The organism is uncultured Microbulbifer sp., assembly GCF_947489355.1.
In the GTDB taxonomy this organism is placed as follows: Bacteria; Pseudomonadota; Gammaproteobacteria; order Pseudomonadales; family Cellvibrionaceae; genus Microbulbifer.
Window position 1 is genome coordinate 22,694 of sequence record NZ_CANLDD010000042.1, and the last position, 17,753, is coordinate 40,446.

The following is a 17,753-nucleotide window of genomic DNA, read 5'->3' on the forward strand; positions in this document are numbered from 1 at the left end:
CTTATAGCGGGTTCTGGAACTCCTAGGGGTTGCGTTCCCGCTCCGAAGAATTGATGGGGCGAACAGGGTTCCGTAGTGCGTGGTGCTTATTTCGCAGGGTGGGCTGAAGTTTCTTGACCAGTTTATGTGCGGTGGCGCGATAACTGGTGAGTTTGCCGCCAGCTACCGCAAGGATACGCGGTTTTCTGTTATTGTCACAACAAATCATGGATTCCCGAGAGCGGGAAAAAGGGCTTCTCACAACCTTCGGCAGTACACGAAGACCAGCAAAACTCTCATAGATATCTTTCCCTTGTAAACCGCGGGTCTGGCTGAAGTAACTTTGTACCGTACGCAGCAGGTAGGACTCCTCTTCTGCAGTGGGGGCTACATCCCGCGGGTCGCCATAGTATGGGCGTTCGGTGGTGCCCACCAGCGTTTTGTCCTGCCAGGGCATAACAAATACGGCGCGCCCGTCGCTCGCTTCTATATAAAAGATTCTGTTCCCTAGAGAAAAGGGCAATAAAATATGTGTACCGGCAACCAAATCAATAGGCGGCAGGGGCAGTGGAGGAATACAGCGCGCATTGGTGGTGGCCACCCAGGGGCCACTGCAATTGACTAATGCATGGGTACGCAGTGTATTGAGCTTTCCGTCAGCCATATAGTCAACGCGGACACTGCCCTCGGTCACTTCAGCCCCCACCAAACTGCCCGGGCAGATAATTTGTGCGCCATGGGCGATAGCTGATGCGACCACATCACGGGTCAAGGCGGCGTCATCGGTTTGTGCATCGTAATAGCGAAATACTGCGAGAAGGCCCTCCCGTTTGAGGCCCTGCAGACTTTCCCAATCAGATTTTGGCAATGATTGGAAAAACGAGATGCCATGCTTCACGCCGGAGAGTAGGGCATAGAGACTGAGTCCCAATCTGACTATCCAAGGTGGTCTTTTACTATGTCGGTAGACAGGTATATAAAAGGGCACCATACGTACCAGCTGGGGTTTATTTTCCAGCAGCCAACTTCTTTCACGCAAACATTCATATACCAAGCGGAATTGACCGGTCTCCAGGTAACGCAATCCACCGTGGATCAATTTGGATGAGCGCGAGGATGTGGCCGCAGCGATGCCGAGTTGTTCCAGTATAACGACAGAGTGATGGGCCTGGGACAATGCCTCGGCTGTACCTGCACCGAGAATACCTGCGCCAACCACCACGACATCAAAATCTGTAGACATTACTTACTTCCCGCAAGCAGATGAATAGCAGCAAGCTCCCTGAACGTATGTGATGGGCTGCCAGCTTGTGCCTGCCTGGGTACAGCCGTGGTCTGGTAGGGGGTCCATTGCAGTGAACCTGATGGTAATTTGCTGCGCTTGATATAGCAGTTCCGGGCCAGGAGATACTCCCAATTGAGTGTCACAATATCTGTCAACAGGCAGCAGGATATACTGCCAACTCGCAATACCATTCTGTACCACCCGATAGACCGGGGGGTATGTAAACTGCAACAGCCCTGGGTAGCCAGGGTAGTGGGCTTGTGACCACTGCGCTTCAGGCCCAGTAATTTCACCCTGGTTGTGTTGAAACCGATGCCGGTGAGGTTGGACCCGTCCACCAACGGCACTGAGGGCTGGGAGTCCCTCGGTTTGAAGGAAAAACACGTATGTTTGTCGAACAGCGGGTGTTCGCTGCGAAAATACCAGTGGGTACCATTACGGCTGAAGCAGATGTCGCACTGAATAGCATGGGTCCTCTGGTGCTGAGCTGGCTCAAGGGCGGTGGAGACTTTATCCAATGGACAGGTTGTGTCGCCCTGAAAGGTGATTTGCATGTAAGTCGGCTCCAGGTCGCAGGTGCTATATGTCAGCTGGGCTGGGGCACGTCAGCGTTCAGCACCACAAAGGCGATTCGGCCCCGGCCTACAGTCGAGCCTTATAGGAAAAATAGACGCTGTGGACCCTGTTGCAAACCGGGCGGAAAGGATGGCATCAACCAGCGCTGTAGCACTTGAGGGGGGTGGGGCTGCCATTATGCTGACAAAGAAGCCCCCAGTGACCAGTGAGCGAACGACATTTTCTCACATGGTATGGTTTGCCAGGTAGTTGGCCCACTGTATTGGCAGGTGTTATGCAAAGTAATTCTTGCGAAACTTCGATTAACATGCCGGCCGGACTATATCCTGTGTCCTGCGCTAATAATACAGTTTATTACTAACACATAGTGCGATGTTCATATGCCCTCTTTGCTCTGTGGCATGAAAGACTTTTACAATCCTTGTCTGTGCGCCAGGGCTGGCCAGCGCTATAATCCCGCGTTTTCACAGCCTCTAATTTTACCTTGAATCAGGTTTGCCATGAGTGTAAGAACCCGTATAGCACCTTCGCCAACTGGGGACCCCCATGTTGGTACAGCCTACATCGCCTTGTTCAACCAGTGTTTTGCCTGGGCGCAGGGCGGCCAGTTTATTTTGCGTATTGAAGATACCGACCAGCAACGCAGTACTCCGGAGTCGGAAAAAGCGATTCTCGATAGCCTGCGCTGGCTGGGGCTGGACTGGCAGGAGGGGCCAGATGTGGGTGGGCCCCATGGCCCCTACCGCCAGAGTGAACGCGGAGATATCTACAGGGCTTATAGCGATGAATTGGTGGAAAGAGGCCATGCGTTCCACTGTTATCGAACTGCACAAGAACTGGAACAGCTCCGTGAAGCACTGCGGGAATCCGGGCGCATAGCGCTCAAGCCCAGCGATTTGGCACTGCCACTGGAAGAGGTGGAAAAGCGTCGTGCCGACGGAATGCCTTATGTTGTGCGCTTGCAGGTGCCGGAGAGCGGCACCTGTGTGGTGGAGGATTTGCTGCGGGGGCCCATAGAGATCGACTGGGCTCAGGTGGATGCTCAAATTTTACTCAAATCCGACGGTATGCCCACTTACCACCTGGCCAATGTTGTGGATGATCACCTGATGGAGATTACGCATGTGCTGCGTGGTGAGGAGTGGATCAATTCCGCACCCAAGCACAAACTGCTGTATGAATACCTTGGCTGGGAGATGCCGGTACTCTGTCACCTGCCACTGTTGCGAAACCCTGACAAAACCAAGCTCTCCAAGCGCAAGAACCCAACCTCTATCCTCTATTACCAGCGCGCTGGCTTTATGTCCGAGGCTCTGTTGAACTATCTTGCCCGTATGGGCTGGTCCATGCCGGATGAGCGGGAGAAATTCGCCCTTGGGGATATGCTTGAGCACTTCGACATTCAGCGCGTCTCCCTTGGTGGCCCGGTTTTCGATGTAGAGAAGCTGTCCTGGTTAAATGGCTTGTGGATTCGAGAATTAGGGGACCAATTGCTCGCAGATCGCCTGACTGACTGGCTGTTCAACCGGGAAAACCTGCTTAAAGTCCTGCCTTTTGCCCGTGAGCGTATGGAGACCTTTAGCGACTTTGCACCACTGGTGAGCTTTCTCGCCTCTGGAAAGCTTGGCCTAACAGAGGAAAGCTTTATCGACAACAAGCTGGCGCTGGATGAGCAGAAGAGGTTACTGCAATTTGCCTTATGGCGTTTGGAGGCGTTGCGCGCCTGGGACCGCGACAGCATTTTCCAGGCGATAAAAGGGCTGGCCGTATCCATGGGGATCAAGCTCAAAGACTTCAATGCTCCCCTGTTCGTGGCGATCAGTGGCACCACCGCTTCTTTCTCAGTAATGGATGCCATGGTCCTTTTGGGCCCAGACCTCAGCCGCGCCCGGTTGCGCCAGGCAATAGATACCCTGGGTGGGGCGGGGAAAAAAGTGCTGAAACGTTGGGAGAAGGAGTACGCTGTACTGGCATGAGTCTTGCGCGGGCTCTTGGCTTCCGCGCATAGGCTTTGTTGCTAACTATATGATTAAAAGTGATTTTTTCTGTTGACAGGCGCCCAAACCTTGTTAGAATGCGCCCCGTTTTCGACGAAAATACAGAATATTCGGGGCTATAGCTCAGCTGGGAGAGCGCAACACTGGCAGTGTTGAGGTCAGCGGTTCGATCCCGCTTAGCTCCACCAAATTTCCCTTGTTTATCAAGGGGTTGCGAGAAGAGGTGCACGGCCTTTTATCCAGTGAACAAAAACTGGAAAAAAACGTGAACAAAAACTCGCAGGAATGAGAAAAGGGCCTTTTCGGCCTTTTTTTTCGTCTGAAATTTCCCTTTTCAAAACTCCCTTCCGATTGCCTGCTCACCCAGGTAAATGTTGATTTCGTTGTGATCAGAGTGCCGTGCCCAGCCTAATATCCCTGTGTGACCCTCTCGTCGGTGTGAGTTTTCAGTTTAAAGCTGAGTTGGCTGGCTGCGAGGCTGTCCTAGTGCGCTCAGTTAATAGCGGAGATCAAGAGTAGCTTCGTCTATCTACCAGCGAAAAGCTCTAAGTCATCGGCTTTTAAAGGGTTCCAAAAGTGATCAAGAGCAGCGAAAATGCTGGGATATAAAAAACTGTTTTATATCCACTGGTGTAGTCTTGTGCCAATTACAGGCAGCTGAATGATTCGCTTGGTTTTTTTCGTGTTCGAAGGGGGGGGAGTCTTGAGAGTATAGAGTAAGGTGATGTTAAGTATTAAGAAGTTTCTTTTGGATTAACTGTTTGGCACGTTCAGAGCTAAAGATAAAGGATTATCATGAGTAACGTAAATATAAAAAGAGCCATAGATAATATACGCTCGGGAACTAGCGTTTATACACCGATTGTAGAAGTCATAGTCAATGCGATTCAAGCGATTGAATCTACTAACATGTGCATGCGCGATGGTCTAGTAGATATTGCCATAAAGCGAGCTCGACAGATCGATCTAGTTGATTCAATACCAGAAGTAGAGGGATTCGAAGTCGTTGATAATGGTATAGGTTTTACTGATCAAAACCGTGATTCTTTTGATACTCTTTATTCAGCTCATAAAATAGCTGAGGGCGGTAAAGGATTTGGTCGCTTCACCTGCTTGAAGTACTTTGAAGATATGGAGGTAGAAAGCTCATTCCAAAAAAATGGAAAATTATTTGATAGATCTTTCAAGATGGGAAAAGAGAATGAAATAATTATAAATGAAAAAAAAGAAAAATCGAATAAAAATATTACAGGTAGCAAAATAAAACTTTTAAAAATTAAAAAGAAAAAATTTCCAGAAAAAAAGATTCAGACTATAGCAAGGATTTTGGTTGAGCGTTTGTTACCATTTTTTGTAAATAAGGATAGAATACCACCAAAAATTGTACTTCGAGAAGAAGATGAATCAGAGGTAATTATACTTAACGAGTATGTAGAAACTCAGAGTCAAATACAGGAAATAAATTCAGCAAGTAGTAATTTTTGTCTTGAAAGAAATGAGGGGGAAGAGCGTTTTATAGCTAGGGTTTTTAAATTTTATTCGCCTAGGAGTCAAACAAGCAAAGTTAGCTTAGTGGCTCATAGAAGAGAAGTTACAAGTGTTTCTTTGCATAAGTATATTCCTGAGTTTATTGAAGAATTTTACGATAGAAAAATTACTGGTGAAGAAATAGCGGAAAAGAACTTCACGATTAAGGTCTACGTTTTTGGTGAATACTTGGATGAAAACGTATCTCTTGAGCGTGGTGGATTTGAATTCCAAAAAGAAAATGACGTAATTTATGGGATTTCTCAGGTTGAAATTGAAAAGAATGCGGCAGAATTAGCCAGATCTGCTGTGAATTCAGAGGTTCAGGAGAGATATGAGAAAAAGAAAAAGAAAGTAAAGGACTATGTTAATGAACAAGCTCCTTGGCATAAGGGGATGTTAAGCGAAATCGACTTAACTGATATGCCATACAATGCAACTAACGAACAAATAGAAACTAAACTGCAAAAGAAAAAATACGAGCAAGAGATTCAAGTTAGGGGCGAAGTAAGTAGGATTTTGGGGGAAGGTAATCTTGAAGATCTTAAAGAAAATGCTTCGGATATAGTAAGAAGAATTTCTGGATCTACCAAAAATGATCTTGCGCATTATATCGCTCTTAGACGTAGTGTTATTGATTTGTTTGATAGAAGTCTGCAGGTTGAAGGTGATGGTAGCTACTCTTCAGAAGGAGTAGTCCACGATATTATTTTCCCAAGAAGGGGTGACTCAGATACAACAGCATTTGAGGAGCACAACCTTTGGCTGATTGATGAAAGGTTAAATTTTACTGAGTACCTTTCTTCAGATTTACCACTGAAAGGAAGGCAGGATAGACCAGATCTTCTTGCGTATGATTCAAGAGTCGTTTTCCGTGGTGAAAACGAAGCTACAAATCCAGTCACAATATTTGAGTTCAAAAAGCCCCAGCGTGATGATTTTGTAAATCCGTCTTCTAATGAGGACCCCGTTCAACAAGTAGTAAGATATGTAAGACGACTCCGTTCCGGTGATTTCAAAACCCCTCAGGGTAGAGAAATTCTAATTTCTGAGAATACTCCATTCTATGGGTTCGTTGTTTGTGATTTAGCAAAAAAAGTGAGATCTTGGCTAGAGGAAGAGAAAGATTTTAAACCGATGCCAGATAGATTGGGTTACTTTCAGAGGCATGAAAACTTAAATTTGTATATTGAGGTTATCGGCTGGGATAAGGTTTTAAAAGACGCGTCAATGAGAAGTCGAATATTTTTTCATAAACTCGGGATCGTTTAATTTGCGGTCTAAATTTAATGCATAATAATTGGGTGTATGGGAAGCCACTGTGCGCCGCTGTTTGTGCATTTGCTTCTTAAGTTTTTGCACAAACAGCTCTACTTCGTGTTTCTTATGACTTAGGAGGGGGTTCAAAACCCCCTGCCTATGGCCTTTTCATCCAGGTAAATACTGATCTCATCATAATCAATGCCATGCCCAGCTTGGTATGCCTGTGTGACACGCTCATCGGTGTGGGCCATTAGGTGCTGCACATCCTTCACGTTATATCCCATCCGTTTAAATCGGTCTGAGGCGAGGCTGCGTACTTCGTGGAAGCTGGGCGGGGTTTGATCCTTGGGTAGGCTGATATATAGGCTGGTGGTATTTCGGGCTTCGGTAAACATATCGCTCAAACGGTCGGGGCTTACCTGGCAGATGTGCTCTTTAGTTTTCCCTGTCCGGCGTTGTTTGGGTGTGTGGCTTAGCAAGTAGGGGCAGTGATAGTTTCTTAGACTTAGTTCTGTGGCACGGCTGATCAGCTTGCCCAGTTGCTGGTGCGTCTTTAGGTTAAAACTGAGGTGGCTGGCTGCTAGGCTGTCCCTCTGCGCTTCGGATTTATTGATGGTCTTTCGGAGGTGGTTGCCTTGCAGGTGCTCATCAAAGCGGAGCTCGCAGATATCGGCACGACGCATGGTGGTGAGCATGCTGATGCCCATGGCGATCTGTAGTGTCTCATAGCCAAGTTCACCTGCTTTCTCATAAATGGCCCAGTAGGCTTCCAGGGTGAGGCGTTGCCGCTTTTTGGTAGGCTTGCCCTTTTCTAACAGGCGTGGGCGATCATCCGCAGTAGTGAATGGGTTACTATCGAGTTTACACAGTCCTTCTGCCATTAAGTAATTAAAAAATTTATTAAATTCGGCGCGACGTGCGTGCTGCTGGTGATAGGTGAGGGATTCCCACCATTTACGCAGATCAGCTAGCTTGGCTTTGTGTATTGGGGTGGTTTCAAAATCCTGACCAAATCGGTTAAGAGCGTTGCAACGGTTGCGCCAGCTTGCTTTGCTGGATAGGCACAAGTCATTTTGTTCACGCCACTCTATGTAGCGTATGACGTGGTGAGCGAAACTGGCCCTGTCGGGCACTTTTACCGGCTTAGCTTGAACACTTTCCCCGCGTAAAGCGTTGGCTTCCTGAGCCAAGCGAATAGCGTCTTCTAGTGGCGCAGAAAAAACCCGGTAACGCCCATCCGGTAAACAGTAGCGCCAATAGTTTTCACGTTTGCGCGCGTCGGGGTAAAGGTTGTCCGGTAAAGAGGTATTGCCCCACTTTCGGGTCTTTCTGGGTCTGGCCATGTCCGTTGTTCACTAATGTGGATTGCTGTCAGCCCACCAGCAGGTCGATACCGGTTTTTGGCCTGTTGTCGTTGGCGCCAAGCCGCATTGGGGTTTGTCCTGTGTGATCGCGAATAGCGAACCTATCGGCATCCACATAGGGCTCCCCGGCGATGATCTGGCCGGGGATATGCTCGGCGGTGATCCACTCGATTATTTTGTCTCTACCGGGGCGGGAGCCTAATTCAAATTGCTCTTTAGCCCAGGTGATTCCTTTCACCAGCTTACCCATTGAATAGCCCTCCCTGGCTCACCAAGGCAAAGCCCTTGCTGTTGCGTGTTATTTCTCCCGACTCTTGCAGGGCGTCGAAAACAGGTTTAACAGCTGGGTAACCACCACGAATGCGCCTACTGATGTTGCGTAACACGGGCCGGGTGCCGAACTCTCCGGCGCAAATTTGGTTGGCCAGTTCAATCTGATCCTGGCTGAGGTTAGCGTTTACAAACCGTTTAGCTGGCGTTGAGAGCCGTTTAGAAACCGTTGAAAACTGTTTAGAAAGCGTTGAGGAATCTTGCTCTCCCGTGGGCAACCGTTTAGCTACTGTTGGCAGCTGTTTAGCGTCATTTAGCAACTGTTTAGGCTCAGTTGGCGACCGTTTAGCGTCCGTTGAAAACCGTTTAGAATCCGTTGAAAACTGTTTAGTTGGCGTTGAAAACCGTTTAAACGGTTGAGCTGACCGTTTACAAACCGTTGAGGCAGCGTTAAACGCTAGTAACGCCACCAGCCCTACCACATCAGTGATGATTGCCAGGGCGAGGAATCCGACGTGCTGTAGTCGCACGGGATCCACATTGAGCGTGCTGGCCAGGCTGCTAAATGCACCGTGTGCGCTGGCGCCTGGTTGCGCTGTGGAAAGGCTTTCGATCAACTGGCTGCGCTGGGCTTCCAGGGCATGCAATTTGGGGGTGGTATCAATAGCGCGCTGGCGGTAGCCGTTGGCGGCATCTGTGGCGATCAGACTGTTTAGGCTGTTGATCTGTTCTTTAATGCTGTTGAGCTGCTGTTCAAGCGCTTGGTATTCCAGGCTGCCCTGGGTACTGCGCTGCTGCTGTTCTTCACTGTGTGTGGCGAGGAATCCAACGGTGGCGACAATGCTGATCACCACCAGTAATGGCCAGAGCGCGAGGAGGACATGGCCGCTGAGCTGTCCCTGGGAGCGCAGCCAGAGGCCCAGAGGCGCAAAACTAAACTTACACAGCTCCAGAGCAACGGCGGTAAGGCCGGCCACTACCTGGCTGCCGGTAGTGCTGGGTATAGCGATCCACAGCTGCACAGTAAAGGCGAGGCTGGTGCCGCAGAAAATGAGTGCGGCGATGCCGGTGAGGGATTGCCAGAGTCTCACGCCGCACATCCTCCTTACTTGGATGGCTCGCTAAACGCCGGCATGACTTGCTGTAAAAGCCAGGCTTGTGATTTGGAAGTGTTGGCAGTGACTGCTTTATGCTCACAATCCGCTGGACAGTGGAGGGCGACAACTAGCTTTGGCATCATGCATTTAAATAGGGGATTGCTGAATCTTACCTTTAGGTCTTCAACAAGAACGTGCCAGCGATCAATCTCCTCCTCCAAATGCCCAGAGAAATATTCGATAACAGCTTGGGCTCTGATAAACTCTCGTGCCTCTTCGGCAGACAGTAGCCGGTAGGCCACAATATCTTTTTCGTGGTCGTCGTGATCCCAATCCCCAAGGGGCAGATCAAACGAGTCACCGGCAAATACAGCCAGCTCCGTGCCCTGGCGCAGGCGAATAGCGATTGGGGTATCTGCTTCAATCCCTGCTGGAAGATCAGCAGTCTCGTTTCCTGCAAATTTTGTCCATTCGGGCATTTCAGGCTTTGGAGCCTGAATCTCTTCGGTGGGTTCTACACTTTTAATTTGGACATCCATAATTAGATCCTTTTAAAAAGGGGCCCAGTACCAAAGGCCCTAAGCTTGGGGGTACAGCTGACTGAATGCACCAGGGGCGCGGTGAGAATGATTAATGATCGATATCCAGATCAATCGAGTGCCCGTATATCTCTTCGATTCCAGTAATTAGGGTTTCTCGGCAGTAAAGTTTGAATAGATAGCCAATCAATCCATAGTTATGAGTATGAGCTTGAGGTCCTCGCCGGTAAGTTTTTCCATCCTGATTTAGATAGCAAATACGATAACCATTTTCGCCCTCATCCTTAAACAGGCTAATACGGACACTTTCCCAAGAGTGCTCTGGATGATTAAGGGTTAAATAAATTGCATGTTCGCTTTCTTTCCAATCCAGTTTTATTTCATCGTATGCCCATTCTTCTTCTTTCCAGCTGCTTTCTATTTCTTCTAGGAGTTGGCTGGCAGAAATTTCCTTGGGCACTGGGGTTAATGCTTTTTCAATTAGTGGTTTCAGGTGATCATTGGCTTGTTCATGAAGCACACTGGTGTACAGCTCTCCAACCATATCTGAGATATACTTATTGTACTCTGGTAGAGATATTTGACTTGCACTAACGGATAGTTGCTCTTTAATATTCTCTGCAAGAACTTTTCCAAAATCACTGTATTCACGGAGAGCACTGTCTAGTACTGATTCAATTGTTTTTTCGAGCTTTTTGTTAATAGCCTCTTTCAGTCGGCCATCTTTAATATAATTTTCGAGTCCGGTAGATACGAGCTGTTGTATTTCGTTCATGACATTTGTCCTTTTAGTTAATGACCCCAAATAGTTACAGCTGACTGAATGCGCCAGGGGCGCAGTGGAAATTCGGTTTAAGTTGTTGTCCTGTTCTTAGCTGCGGCTTCACCGGCCAGGGCAAGATAGGCTGCGCCGTCTTCATAGTCGTCTGGTACAAACACCCCGCAGCTTGCACGGGACTGCTTCAGTAGCACCATAAACAGCCATCCCTGTTCTTCGGTGAGCTTGGTTCCGTGTAGGGCATTGAATGCGGTCACGGTTTTGGCCATGGAGCGCTCGCCATTCCCCGCATCACGTTGTTCAGCACGGTCACGCATATGCTGAGCGGCCTTTTTCAGGAAGGCGTGGGCACTGTGGTCGGTCATGCGAACTCGCTCTCATTGATTTGCTTTGCAAGGTGATCGAGGGCTGCGAGGTAATTAGTTGCAGCGTCCCGGCTGCTGATGAAGGCGTCTTTTATAGCCTCTTCACGGTTTGTTCCGTGGCCCTGTGCCAAGCCTGAACCCAAGGCTTCGTGAATAGTGTTGTGGTCGAGGTTTAGGACTGCGTGATAATCCAATGACCCGCCCAAATTGCGGCGGCAGATCATTTCCCCGAGGGGGTTGCCATGTAGCACAACGGTTTCTATGCCGACTATTGGCCTACGGCAGCTTCCCTCAGTCTCTGTGATTGGTGTTGTTACATACTCAATGCCTTTCATACGGCACTCCCTCCCTGGTTGCGTATGCGAATAGTTTTAATGGTGGGTTTGCGCTGGAAACGGGTACGGAGTTGTTCCTGGGAATCGGTGCCGGCGCTGACAATGATTGAGACGAGCAGGCCGAACTGGATCAGGCCGTGTTTAATGGCTTTAGCGACGGCATCGGTACTGTTACGGGCGTGCAATTTAAAGAAGCATTCAGTCATGGAAGTAGCGGCAGCCCTGGTGAGAAGCGGTCAACGCCGCCCCAATGAGCCCCTGGCACAGGTGTATATCGAGATTGAGCGCGGTTCTGCCGGTGAACTGGACGATGACAACCTGCAGGGTGGCACAAAGCTGCTGATCGATGTGCTGGAAAAGCCCAGCCGGACCAATCCCCACGGCCTGGGCTTGATCGAGAACGACAACAACCAGTGCGTAGTTAAGCGTCGAGTCACCCAGGCGCCGGCCAAGCGTGGTCAAGGGTATACCCGAGTACTGATTGCGGAGGTGTTGGAATGAGCCAGGTTGAGCTTCTGAGAAGATTCCGGCAATTCGTTGGTTGATCGTGATAGGGGGAAAGATGGTCAATGAAATTAGCATTCGCGAGCGCTTGTGGGAGTGGTCCAGAGCTTATCCTGAACGTGCGGGGGACTCAGTGGGCTGGCCCCGCATGGCGGCATTTGGCCGCAGGATGCTATCAGGGCGCAGGGAGAGCCCGGACCCGATAGATTACGAGAGAGCAGCACTCACGGATGCTGCAGTATTGGCTTATCTAAATGTGATAGCCAGGCGCCAGGATAAGAAAAAGGCTGCGCTGGAGAGATCTGTTTTTTGGTTGCGGTATTACTACCGGTGGGAAATGCGAGAGACCTGCATAAGGGTGAAGCGATCCAAAGCCTGGGTGGAGAATATGTGTAACTTAATCGAGGGAACGGTAGAGGCACTTTATCTGGCGGATAATGCCGCATAACTGTATTTAAATACAAGCTGTATGTATTGACAGCCTAGGCGTGAAGATACTATATTCAGCTAAGCTGTCGCGAAGTATGCGCAGCGGGACCATACCCCCCTTTGAAAGCCCCGTCTGGTTAGTCCGGCGGGGCTTTTTTATGGCTGTAGTTTGGGTATGGGCTATTCGTAATGTAATTGGGATAAGGTGTTGATCAACGCCAAACCCGATGTATACTGTAATAAGATAAATGCCAGTAAGGCAAGATTTGGATAGAGGCAGGGCGTTTTTGTAGAGACTGCTAGATCTGCTTCCGGCCCACGCTCTTCGACCCATAGAAGGTGTAGTCACGGTCAATAAAGACCGGTTAAAGCCTTGTGACACACTTTTAACAAGCGCACATTGGTTGCCGTGTAGAGGGGTATTTGATAATTATGGAGTTGGTTAGGTATTTTTTTGATAATTTTTACACCAAAAATCAATTGCTCGATAAAGCTAATGTTGACGAAGGGAGGCTTCTGGAGCTTCAGAATCTGGAAGTAATGCCTAGAGCCTCGTATAGTCTTGAGATTAGTATTCAATGCGACTCCTTCTTTGGGGCATACGAGGCAAGTGAAAATTCAGAATTTTATTCTAAAGGTTATTTGTCTTGGGTAAATATTTTGCTCTCTTTGGAAAAAGTTGAGGATGCCAAGAAAATATTCAAAGACAGATACTGCCAACAACTGGAGTCTTTGAGAGAAGACGGAATTTATTCAAACAGCCCAAAATTAAACAGTGAGTTAGAGCTGACACTTGATAGTGAGTGGAAATATTTTCTTGATGGTACTTATGGCTTATGTACAAAAAATGGCCTTCCAGAGCAGATAGCCTCAAAAGAAATTGCTATACTCATCGCCAGTGATTTTTTAGACTGCGATTTAATTGAGGATCAGAGCAGAAAAAAGCTGATAAAAATAATAGATCTTCTCGACGACGTAAGTTCATATTTTGCGCCACATGAACGGGAAAGTAGCTCAAGACAAAAGTATATTAATGAGCTACGACTAAGGTACGACTTAACGAGTTAATCTGGTAAAGAGAGCCCCTAATCCGTGCCTTTACTCGGGAAGCAGTAATCAGAATAATGGTGATCACGGCGATCACTATATAGATGTTATCCACCATATAATTTTTGTGAAGAGCTATAGGAAATGATTAAGGTTGTATTAATAGTAGTTTTAGCTGCAAGTATTGTGGGTTTTGCGGTTAAAGTTTTGGCCCGCACAGGCAAGGACTCAGAGGTGCCGACTGTATGGGATAAAGTGATTGACGTGTCATCAAAAATATCTGTCAATCCAGATAAGGCTAAAGAATATATACTTCTTGGAAAAAATGATGATGATATTCGAGGAGAAGATTCAGTCTTTTATAATCAGGCGCGAAATGATTTTGGAAATAACTTTATACAGTGGATTCAAGAAGATATTGAAGACCAGATGATACCTTGTGCAGTGTTTAAAACGGTTATGGCAGGGCTTGGCTATATGGGCCACCTTGATTGGAAGAATATATACAATATCGAGGAGTTTATTTTTTCTTTAGATAAAGTGTTATCGAAATTATCTCTCAAAAAAATATCTCTGGAAGAAAAGCAAGAGATAACCACAGAAATACAGAAATCTAAAGATGATCAGAACTACATTGCTCGTACTAATGTATCTAAACTAGAAGAAGCTGTTGAAGCTCGGGGGTACAAAATATTGTGGTTCGACGAGGATGGAGATTCCTACGCATTCTTTATAGTCAAGCCTGCCATATTTAGTTCCTTGCAATCAGTACAGCTTGATACACATCACAAGTTTAGACAGGTACAGTTTTAGTGTTTACGGTATAATAAGGTATTTCCCACAATTCCAGCGAAGATGTACAAAACTCTCTGCAAGCTGGATAGTTTCATGGGCCGATATTTTCATCATCTTTAAGTATTTAGATTAAAACCGAAGCATTCCCAAGCCCGCCCCGTGCGGGCTTTTTTGTATCTGGTAATCCCATGTTTGAAAACGCCTACTTCACGAAAGCGGAGCTGTCCTGCCGTTGTTGCGGGAAACTCCACTTCTCGGATGGCACGTTGCGCCGATTGATCAGGGTGAGGGGAAGGTTTGCCAAGCCGATGGTGATCACCTCCGGTTATCGCTGCCGGGACCACTGCGCCAGGATCGGTTCCACCATGACACACACTACCGGGCAGGCTGTGGATGTATCAGTTTCTGGTGGGCGTGCCTATGAGCTGCTGGGGATCGCGCTGGAGGAAGGGTTCACTGGTATTGGAGTAAAGCAGCATGGTCCACACAAGGGCAGATTCCTGCACCTGGACGATCTTGGAGCTATTCCGGGCAAGCGTGACGGCCCCACAGTCTGGAGCTACCCAAGGTAGGGCGTATGAAGGGAGTGGCACAGAATTGATTCCGAGACAGTAATCAGGATAATAGTGGTCATGGTGATCAGTATAAAAATGTTATGAGCACGATAAAAATAGATCGAGCTAAGAAGTTGTAAAAGACAGAGACGGAACATTGGAAAAGAATCGCATTAAACGCATTTCGACAAAAATTGCTTCTCTATTGGGATATGTTCTGATTCTCTATTCAGTAGCCTATTACGCTCTTGATTATCTGCCAGTCGACTTTTGGGTCAATCTAAGAAATCTGATCGGAAACGATGAAAGCCACACGTACTATAAAATCGTACCAACTGAAGAAGTTGGGGCGTATCCTTTAGTATCACTGGGTATTGGTATCAGTATGATATTGTTTAGTAAAATTTTCGGTTCAAAATCGAGCATCATAACAAGTTGATGCTGTTCGTTCCGGCCCTGCGGGCCTCCACCGGACGGTCCACGCTTCGCGCGACCCGCCGCAGATCAAGGCGTTATATGTACTTAATGTGTTAATTATCGCTACTAGAATAAAATCATATAAAAGTCATAAGAACGTCAGGAGTTTTAAGACCAGTTAAATTAAACCAACTTATTGCTCAATAATATTTAAATAAGGATAAGTTATGAAGCATATTTGTATTTCAACTCTTCTGCTACTTCATATGCTACTCATAAGTAGCAAGAGTTATTGTCAAGATACAGTTTCAGCATCTAAGGACCTTTATTATGGGCTAACGCCTCCGGACATGGTAGCAATGCCTCTTGCATTAGACGCCATGTCTGCAGAGGGATGGGAGCTAGGTGGACTACACGGTTCGGGCATGGATGAATTTTACTTTATCTCCTCCCTTGCTGGACCTTTTCGGCCTGTCGTTATCAGCTTTCGTAAGGAAGGCCGAGCCTGGAAGAAATACGACTTTTATTCTTCGGGAAGCGATATTATGTACTCGAAAGATAAGTACATAGAGCGAACCGACACTGGCTGGTCAGAGGTGAAAAGCATTGGAGCTCCTTTCGAAGACATACGAATCATGCGCCTTACCGCTTCGTTACAAGGAACCTTGGTTTTTGACGAAGTAGGCACTAATGGAAACGGCATTATTCGCTATTCACGTTTAGTAGATGGGAAACGTGAAGCGCCGAAACCCTTCGCTAAGGAAATAAATACTGGCAAATGGAATGCTCACCCTTTCATCGCTCCAGATGAGTCCTATATCATTTGGGATAGCGAGAGAGAAGGCGGATATGGAAGAACTGATATGCATATCAGTTTTCGAAAAAAAAATGGCTCCTGGGGGGAGGCTATTAACTTTGGAGATAAGATAAACACAGACGGTTGGGATGGCGGAGCGTACGTAACGCCCGATGGGAAATACCTTTCCTTTTGCCCGAACTGTAACCCACCCTATGACAGGATGTGGGTGGATGCGCAGATTATTGAAACACTTAGGCCCAAAGAGTAAACCATATAACAATCGCAACAAGAGTGACGCCAAAAGGCAGCGCGCCTTTTGCTGGCGTTAGTGCGTCAAGCTAAGCTTCATGCTTCTTGCAAGGTGGAAGTTCTTGTCGGGTATCCGGGATCAAAAGCACCTTCATCTATACCCAGGAAAAGGTATTAACTTTTCACTTTTAAGAGGTTTCCAAAAAGATATACGGCACCGAAAATGTCTGGATATAATAGAGCTGCAATTTATACGCTTATGTACGATAGTGCCAATTGTAGGTAACCTAATATTCTCCAAGGTTTTTCAAGTTGTGGTCGAAAGAAGTCTGTAGATATAGTGGTGAGCGATATAATGCAGCTGCTTTTGAATACACTGTTATATTTCAAGGATAGATATGGCATTTTCCCCAACGGTCGTCCCTAGTTTCATCTCACCAGAGATAAAGAAAATCTGCTTGAATATTGCCGATAACGATAGAGTTCAATTTGTTGATATTGAGCCTCGAGCCAAATATACACCCAACAAGTGCGCCTATAACGCTAAAGATGAGGCTGAAACGGTCGGTGGTGAGGTTGTTTTCGGCCGGGCAATTTTTCTATGGGATAAGGTTATGTTTGACTTGATCGGACATGCAGTAGTAGAAAAAGATAGACGCTATTACTGTGTTACACCATCAAAAATGGGAGACCAAAAAGTTTTATTTGTTCCAGACCCTTCTATAAGATTTGACTTCGACAATCCAAATTCGAGGCTTCCCTCTTGTGAGGTGGCTATTTCAAAGAAGCCTGAAGTTCAAAAGTTACTAAATGTTCGTGAAGATATCAGAAACATAAAGATCAAGTACCCTGTATCATCGAATGGGGTGCTGCTTTCCCCTGCAGATGCACAGGCACTCTCAGTCTTGGAGCGTCAACAAACAGACCTCCTAAGCAGGGTGATCTATGCACTTCATCCACTTAAAGCTAAATGCGCATGTGGTTCTGCCAAGCAATTTAAAAAGTGTTGTAGGCCGCATATGCAAAGGGTGTACGGTTGAAATTTAATAAGGCCATTAAATTTGTTCCGGGCGTAAAAATCACGCCATCATAAACGACTGCCCACGCGTTGCTTCCGGCAGCCGTTTATGATGGCGTTAAGCCTTCGAGGGAAGACATGGATATACGAAATATATTTGAAGCGATAAGTTTAGAATTGTCGGCAAAATTCAAAAAAACGACACAAATAAAACACAATGGCGGAAAGGGAGATAACAGAGAGGATGCTTTTGTAGACTTTCTTCAAGAATACTTGCCAAATAAATATGGCATAGGTCTGGGTGAGGTAATCTCACCTGAAAATGAAATTAGTGGTGAACTAGATATTGTGATCTTTGATAAAGATCATTGCCCTCTGTTTTTAAAATCTGATTCTCACTCCCTATATCCAAGGGAAAGCGTTTTTGGTGCTATTAGCATGAAGTCGCATCTTGATAGCGAGGAGCTGAAGGACGCATATAAGAATATTTCTAGTCCAAAAGGGAGACCCCCCGGCTTTGCCGGGGAGGCACGCATAGTTTGACAGATCCGGAAGTCCCATAGTAA

The 17,753-nt window shown here is 47.0% G+C and carries 20 protein-coding genes and 1 tRNA gene; 11 read left to right on the plus strand and 10 right to left on the minus strand.

Annotated features, from left to right (window positions below; translation table 11 throughout):
- Positions 1–22: 22 nt before the first annotated feature.
- Complete coding sequence (locus Q1A48_RS15375; RefSeq protein ID WP_299946631.1) at positions 23–1,222, minus strand: FAD-dependent oxidoreductase; 1,200 nt, start codon at positions 1,220–1,222, stop codon at positions 23–25.
- On the minus strand, positions 1,222–1,818 hold the full coding sequence (locus tag Q1A48_RS15380) for a hypothetical protein (protein WP_299946634.1): 597 nt from the start codon (positions 1,816–1,818) through the stop codon (positions 1,222–1,224). The genes Q1A48_RS15375 and Q1A48_RS15380 overlap by 1 nt, the downstream gene beginning before the upstream one ends.
- Before the next feature lie 522 nt (positions 1,819–2,340).
- Here Q1A48_RS15380 and gltX point away from each other — a divergent pair.
- From gltX to Q1A48_RS15395, 3 genes are all read left to right on the plus strand, one after another.
- Positions 2,341–3,816 (plus strand): glutamate--tRNA ligase, encoded by a 1,476-nt coding sequence (gltX, locus tag Q1A48_RS15385; protein ID WP_299946637.1) that lies wholly within the window; start codon positions 2,341–2,343, stop codon positions 3,814–3,816.
- Between the two features lie 133 nt (positions 3,817–3,949).
- Positions 3,950–4,025 (plus strand) — tRNA-Ala (locus tag Q1A48_RS15390).
- A gap of 607 nt (positions 4,026–4,632) precedes the next feature.
- Entirely contained in the window at positions 4,633–6,636 is a 2,004-nt protein-coding gene (locus Q1A48_RS15395) for an ATP-binding protein (RefSeq protein WP_299946641.1), read from the plus strand.
- 131 nt (positions 6,637–6,767) lie between these two features.
- On the opposite strand, the gene Q1A48_RS15400 is transcribed toward Q1A48_RS15395, so the two are convergent.
- The 8 genes from Q1A48_RS15400 to Q1A48_RS15435 form a co-directional block, all read right to left on the minus strand.
- A complete protein-coding gene (locus Q1A48_RS15400) occupies positions 6,768–7,970 on the minus strand; it encodes a tyrosine-type recombinase/integrase (RefSeq protein ID WP_299946643.1) in 1,203 nt (400 codons plus the stop codon).
- Between the two features lie 28 nt (positions 7,971–7,998).
- Positions 7,999–8,241: a hypothetical protein gene (locus Q1A48_RS15405; protein WP_299946646.1), complete on the minus strand. Its 243-nt coding sequence runs from the start codon at positions 8,239–8,241 to the stop codon at positions 7,999–8,001.
- The gene (locus Q1A48_RS15410) at positions 8,234–9,352 is read right to left on the minus strand and encodes a hypothetical protein (protein WP_299946649.1); all 1,119 of its coding nucleotides are present in this window, start codon (positions 9,350–9,352) and stop codon (positions 8,234–8,236) included. The genes Q1A48_RS15405 and Q1A48_RS15410 overlap by 8 nt, the downstream gene beginning before the upstream one ends.
- Before the next feature lie 14 nt (positions 9,353–9,366).
- Complete coding sequence (locus Q1A48_RS15415; RefSeq protein ID WP_299946651.1) at positions 9,367–9,897, minus strand: hypothetical protein; 531 nt, start codon at positions 9,895–9,897, stop codon at positions 9,367–9,369.
- Positions 9,898–9,988: 91 nt separating this feature from the next.
- On the minus strand, positions 9,989–10,672 hold the full coding sequence (locus Q1A48_RS15420; RefSeq protein ID WP_299946653.1) for a hypothetical protein: 684 nt from the start codon (positions 10,670–10,672) through the stop codon (positions 9,989–9,991).
- A gap of 77 nt (positions 10,673–10,749) precedes the next feature.
- Positions 10,750–11,040, minus strand: a complete 291-nt coding sequence (locus Q1A48_RS15425) for a DUF6378 domain-containing protein (protein ID WP_299946655.1) — start codon at positions 11,038–11,040, stop codon at positions 10,750–10,752.
- Entirely contained in the window at positions 11,037–11,375 is a 339-nt protein-coding gene (locus Q1A48_RS15430; protein ID WP_299946657.1) for a hypothetical protein, read from the minus strand. Before Q1A48_RS15430 ends, Q1A48_RS15425 begins: the two co-directional genes overlap by 4 nt.
- Positions 11,372–11,581, minus strand: coding sequence for a hypothetical protein (locus Q1A48_RS15435; protein WP_299946658.1), 210 nt, complete (start codon positions 11,579–11,581; stop codon positions 11,372–11,374). The genes Q1A48_RS15430 and Q1A48_RS15435 overlap by 4 nt, the downstream gene beginning before the upstream one ends.
- On the opposite strand from Q1A48_RS15435, the gene Q1A48_RS15440 reads away from it, so the two are divergent.
- The 8 genes from Q1A48_RS15440 (at position 11,580) to Q1A48_RS15475 (ending at position 17,730) form a co-directional block, all read left to right on the plus strand.
- Positions 11,580–11,876 carry a hypothetical protein gene (locus Q1A48_RS15440; RefSeq protein ID WP_299946659.1) on the plus strand — a complete coding sequence of 99 codons (297 nt, stop codon included), beginning with the start codon at positions 11,580–11,582 and terminating at the stop codon, positions 11,874–11,876. The two genes, Q1A48_RS15435 and Q1A48_RS15440, sit on opposite strands and share 2 nt — an antisense overlap.
- Positions 11,877–11,937: 61 nt before the next feature.
- The gene (locus Q1A48_RS15445; protein WP_299946660.1) at positions 11,938–12,327 is read left to right on the plus strand and encodes a hypothetical protein; all 390 of its coding nucleotides are present in this window, start codon (positions 11,938–11,940) and stop codon (positions 12,325–12,327) included.
- A 413-nt stretch (positions 12,328–12,740) separates the two neighbouring features.
- On the plus strand, positions 12,741–13,376 hold the full coding sequence (locus Q1A48_RS15450; protein WP_299946666.1) for a DUF6058 family natural product biosynthesis protein: 636 nt from the start codon (positions 12,741–12,743) through the stop codon (positions 13,374–13,376).
- Positions 13,377–13,499: 123 nt separating this feature from the next.
- Positions 13,500–14,168 carry a hypothetical protein gene (locus tag Q1A48_RS15455; RefSeq protein ID WP_299946661.1) on the plus strand — a complete coding sequence of 223 codons (669 nt, stop codon included), beginning with the start codon at positions 13,500–13,502 and terminating at the stop codon, positions 14,166–14,168.
- Between the two features lie 170 nt (positions 14,169–14,338).
- Positions 14,339–14,722 (plus strand): D-Ala-D-Ala carboxypeptidase family metallohydrolase, encoded by a 384-nt coding sequence (locus Q1A48_RS15460; protein ID WP_299946662.1) that lies wholly within the window; start codon positions 14,339–14,341, stop codon positions 14,720–14,722.
- 626 nt (positions 14,723–15,348) lie between these two features.
- A complete protein-coding gene (locus Q1A48_RS15465) occupies positions 15,349–16,188 on the plus strand; it encodes a hypothetical protein (RefSeq protein ID WP_299946663.1) in 840 nt (279 codons plus the stop codon).
- A 439-nt stretch (positions 16,189–16,627) separates the two neighbouring features.
- Positions 16,628–17,209, plus strand: a complete 582-nt coding sequence (locus Q1A48_RS15470) for a hypothetical protein (RefSeq protein WP_299946664.1) — start codon at positions 16,628–16,630, stop codon at positions 17,207–17,209.
- A gap of 116 nt (positions 17,210–17,325) precedes the next feature.
- The gene (locus Q1A48_RS15475) at positions 17,326–17,730 is read left to right on the plus strand and encodes a DUF6602 domain-containing protein (protein ID WP_299946665.1); all 405 of its coding nucleotides are present in this window, start codon (positions 17,326–17,328) and stop codon (positions 17,728–17,730) included.
- Positions 17,731–17,753: the final 23 nt, after the last annotated feature.